The organism is Streptomyces chilikensis (assembly GCF_001642695.1).
Lineage (GTDB): Bacteria > Actinomycetota > Actinomycetes > Streptomycetales > Streptomycetaceae > Streptomyces > Streptomyces chilikensis.
In genome coordinates, this window is sequence record NZ_LWCC02000079.1 from 1 (window position 1) to 4,214 (window position 4,214).

The 4,214-nt window shown below is 76.6% G+C and carries 3 protein-coding genes; 1 reads left to right on the top strand and 2 read right to left on the bottom strand.

Features of this window, described 5'->3' with window-relative positions:
• Together A2U95_RS23015 and A2U95_RS23020 are read right to left on the bottom strand one after the other, a co-directional pair.
• On the bottom strand, positions 1–1,076 hold a 1,076-nt coding region (locus A2U95_RS23015; protein ID WP_166026305.1), incomplete at its 3' end, for a serine/threonine-protein kinase.
• Between the two features lie 125 nt (positions 1,077–1,201).
• Positions 1,202–2,929 (bottom strand): serine/threonine-protein kinase, encoded by a 1,728-nt coding sequence (locus A2U95_RS23020; protein ID WP_166026307.1) that lies wholly within the window; start codon positions 2,927–2,929, stop codon positions 1,202–1,204.
• A gap of 495 nt (positions 2,930–3,424) precedes the next feature.
• On the opposite strand from A2U95_RS23020, the gene A2U95_RS23025 reads away from it, so the two are divergent.
• Positions 3,425–4,214, top strand: a 790-nt coding sequence (locus A2U95_RS23025) for an FHA domain-containing protein (RefSeq protein ID WP_166026308.1), incomplete at its 3' end; no start/stop codon positions are given.

Sequence of the window (4,214 nt, forward strand, 5' to 3'; positions counted from 1 at the left end):
CGGCGGGCGCCCGCCGCCCGGGGGGCCCGGGCGGTGCCCAGCGCGCCGCCCGCCAGCTCGTCCGGCTCCGGCACCCGCATGGACGTGTGGGTGTCCCGGTTCGAGTCCGGCCGCGACCCCCGCACCAGCGGGACCACCCCGCGCCGCGCCGCGGACGCGGGCGGCCGCGCCTCGTCGGCGCCGTCCGGGACGGCGGCCGGGGGCTCGGGCTCCTCCTCCGGCTCCACGTCCTCGACGTCCAGCGCCGGCATCCCCGCCAGCAGCGGCAGCACCTCCCGCAGCCGCTCCGCCAGCTCGGCGGCCCTCAGCCGTGAGGCCGGCGCCTTGGACAGGCACTGGGCGATCAGCCGCCACAGCTCCTCGGGAATCCCCGGCAGCGGCACCACCGTCTCGGTCACGTGCCGCCGCAGCACCGCCCCGGGGTGGCCGCCGCCGAACGGCGTGAACCCGGCCAGCAGCTCGTACAGCACCGTGGCCAGCGCGTAGATGTCGACCGAGGCGCGCGGCGGCAGCCCCTCGACGATCTCGGGGGCGAGGTAGTCCGGTGTTCCGATGATCCTGGTGGCCCGGCTGCGCCGCGGCGCGTCGATGAGCTTGGCGACCCCGAAGTCGGTGAGCAGCGCCGGGTGGGAGTTGCCGGGGCCGAGCGGGCCGTCCATGTCGAGCAGGACGTTCTCCGGCTTGACGTCCCGGTGCACCACCCCGGCCGCGTGCGCCGCCGCCAGCGCGTCCGCGACGTCCGCGACGACGGCGACCGCCGCCTCGGGCGCCAGGCGGCGCTCGCGCTCCAGCCGGGTGCGCAGGTCGGTGCCGCGCACCAGGTCCATCACGAGGGCGAGGACGTTGCCGTCGACCACCAGGTCGCGCACCGAGACGATCCGGGGGTGCTCCAGTCCGAGCAGCGCGGTCCGCTCGCCGACGAACCGGCCGACCAGGTCCTCGTCGGAGGACAGGTCCTCCCGCAGCAGCTTGATCGCCACGGGCCCCTCGGGCCCCTCGCCGAGCCACACCGTGCCGGCGCTGCCCCGTCCGAGGATCTGGTGGGCGGTGTACCGGCTGCCGATCTTCCGTGCCAAGAGAGCTCCTGTGAACGCGTGTTGGCCCAAACCTACGCGCCCGCGGAGGCCTCCCCCGCAACAGCCGGTGAATTCACCCGCCACGCACCCGCCGCGGCACCGCCCCGCGGTGCCGCGGCGCCGCCCTACGGCAGCTCGGTCGGCACCGTGTCCTTCACGTCCTCGACGGAGTTCTGCACGTCCTGGGCGGTGTCGCCGATGCTGGTGATCCAGTCGGAGATGTCGCCGATCCAGGTGGTCAGCTGCTCCCACCAGCCCTTGGTGGTGCCGATCCACTCCTGGAGCGGGGAGAGCTCCCAGACCATCCAGCCGGCCACGAAGAAGACCAGGACCACGATCAGGCAGCCCTTGAGGCAGCCCAGACCGGGGATGCGGACCGGGTTGGCGCTGCGCCGCCGCTCACGCGGCGCGGCCGGCGGCGGCTGCGGGGGCGCGTAGTGCTGCGGCGGCGGCTGGACGGGACGCTGCACCGGCCGCTGGACCGGCCGCGGCGCGGGCCGCTGCACCGGCTGCTGCTGCCGGCCCTGCTGCGGGTAGCCGTACTGCTGCTGTTGCTGCTGGGCGCGCGGCGGCTGCTGCGGGCGCGGGGCGACCTGCCGCTGCGGCCGGCGGCGGCGCAGCGGGTCCTGGTCGGGGTCGACGTAGTTCTGGACCTGGGTCTGCTCGTTGCGCTCGCGCGCGGCGCTGAGCTGGGTCTGCCAGGGGTGCGGCTGGTCCGGGCCGCCCTGGCCCTGCGGCGGCATGACCTGGGTGGGGTCGGCGTCGCCGGGACCGCCCTGGCCGCCCGGCTGGTGCCGCATCACCGAGGTGGCCGCGTTGGGGTCGTAGGAGCCGCCCTGGCCGTGGTCCTGCCCGTAGCCCTGGCCGCCCTGGCCCTGCGGGAGGACCTGGGTCGGCTCGGACGCCCCGGCGGGCTGCGGCGGGCCCGGCACCGGCGCGGGGGCCGGGTCGGGGGCGAGCAGCGCGCCGACGTTCTCGGCGGCGACGATCTGCGCGGAGCTCGCCCGCAGTCCCACGCCGTCGGCGACCACGCGCAGCGCGCGGGCCAGGCTGACGGCGCTGGGGCGCTCGTCGGGGTTCTTGCGCAGGCAGCGCTCGATGACCGTCCACAGCGGCTCGGGCAGCGTGGAGGGGCGGCGCGGCTCGGCGTTCAGGTGCTGCTGCAGCACCTCCAGCGCGCTGCCGCCGGCGAACGGCGGGCGGCCGGTGAGCAGCTCGTAGAGCAGGATGCCGGCGCCGTAGATGTCCACGGCGGAGGTCTGCGGGCGGCCCTCGGCGGACTCCGGGGCCACGTAGGACGGCGTGCCGACGAACTCGCTGGTGCGGGTCAGCCCCGGGGAGTCGGCGAGGCGGGCGATGCCGAAGTCGGTGAGCATCGGGTGCAGCTCGCCGCCGGTCTGCCGCAGCAGGACGTTGGCGGGCTTGAGGTCGCGGTGCACCACGCCGTCGGCGTGGCTGGCGGCCAGCGCGTCGGCGATCTGCGCGGTGAGCAGCGAGGCGGCGACCGGGCTGAAGGGGCCGTTCTCCCGCAGGTAGCCGTGCAGGTCGGGGCCCTCGATCAGGTCCATCACCAGGGCGAGCAGGTCGCCCTCGACGACCAGGTCGCGGACCCGGACGATGTTGTCATGGGTGAGCCGGAGCAGGACGGAGCGCTCGCGGAGGAACCGCATCACCACGTCCGGGTCGTTCGCCAGCTCCTCCTTGAGGACCTTGATGGCGACGGTCTCACCGGGCTGTCCGGCGACGGCGGCCTCGGCCCCCGCCGTCTCCCGCTGGCGGGCTCGCCAGACGGTGCCCGTGGCGCCGCGTCCGATCGGCTCCTCGAGCAGGTACTTGCTGCCTACCGGCCGCACGTCATGCGCTCCCTGCTGGTCGTGATCACTCGCACCGGCGCTGACGGCCGGTCCCGCCCACTGTAGTGCCGTGGGGGCCGGTGGCGGCGGTCGTCCGCGGCCCCGGAACCGTCCCGGTCCGGCCACGGTCCGCGACGGCGGTCCGCGGCGGGGCCGCGGCGGACGCCGGTGGCGGTGCCATGACCTGGTCCGCACCGGCTCCGCGCCGGGTCCCCGAAGAAAAGACGTGCAACCCGGTCGCATGGTTTCCGCGGAGGAGCGGTATCGGTCACAAAGGAGATTCGAATGGGCCACTTTCCCGGGCAGAGGTGACCAATCAAGATCATTTGAGGGCGGCCGAGGGGCGCGCCCCGTGTGTCGGGTGCGAGGATGCACCCTGCTACAGCTACAGGCCGACGTGCTCGTGGGTGTGCGGTGGGGACGGCGCGGTGGGGGGACCGTGAGGCGCGTCGACCGCTGCCCCGGGCGCCCGAGCGGAAGGGACCGCTGACGGCGATGCAGATCCGGCTGACCGTCGTAGACCCGCTGACCCCGCCCGCCGCCGCGAGCCGTGACGTGCTGGTCACCGCCCCCGCCGGCACCCCGCTGGCGGCCGTGGCGGCGGACCTCGCCGCGGCGGTGTCCGGCGGGGACGGGGGCGGCGCCGACCTCCACGCCGGGGCCGAGCGGCTCGACCCGCAGCACAGGGTGCTGGGCGAGCCGCCCCTGGTGGACGGCGCGGTGCTGTCGGTGGGCGCGCCCGCCGACCCGGAGGACCACCCCGGCTCGGCGGACGGCATCGGGCCGGCCGCGGTCGCCGAGCTGCACGTGGTCGCGGGGCCCGACGCGGGCGGCGTCCACCTGCTGCACGGCGGCCGGATCAGGATCGGCCGCTCCGCCGACGCCGAGATCCCGCTCGACGATCCGGACGTCTCCCGCCTGCACTGCGAGGTCACCGTGGCCCCGGACGGCTCGGTGACCGTGGCCGACCTCCACTCCACCAACGGCACCCGCATCGACGGCCGCGAGGTGGCCGCCGACGCGGTTCCGCTGGCGCCGGGCGCCCTGCTGCGGGTCGGCGAGTCCACGCTCCGGCTCACCCTGCCGGCCTCCGTGGTCCCGGCGCCGGTGACCCCGGACGGGGAGGGGTGCCTGCGGCTGGCCGCGCGGCCGGAGCGGAGGGGGGACGAGGCGCCGTCCGGCGGGCCGCGGTACGTGACCGCCGGCGGCCCGCGGTCCGGCGGGGACCCCGGCGGCGCCGGCACCGACGGCCACTCGGGCGGCGCCGGTGCCGCGGGCCCTGCCG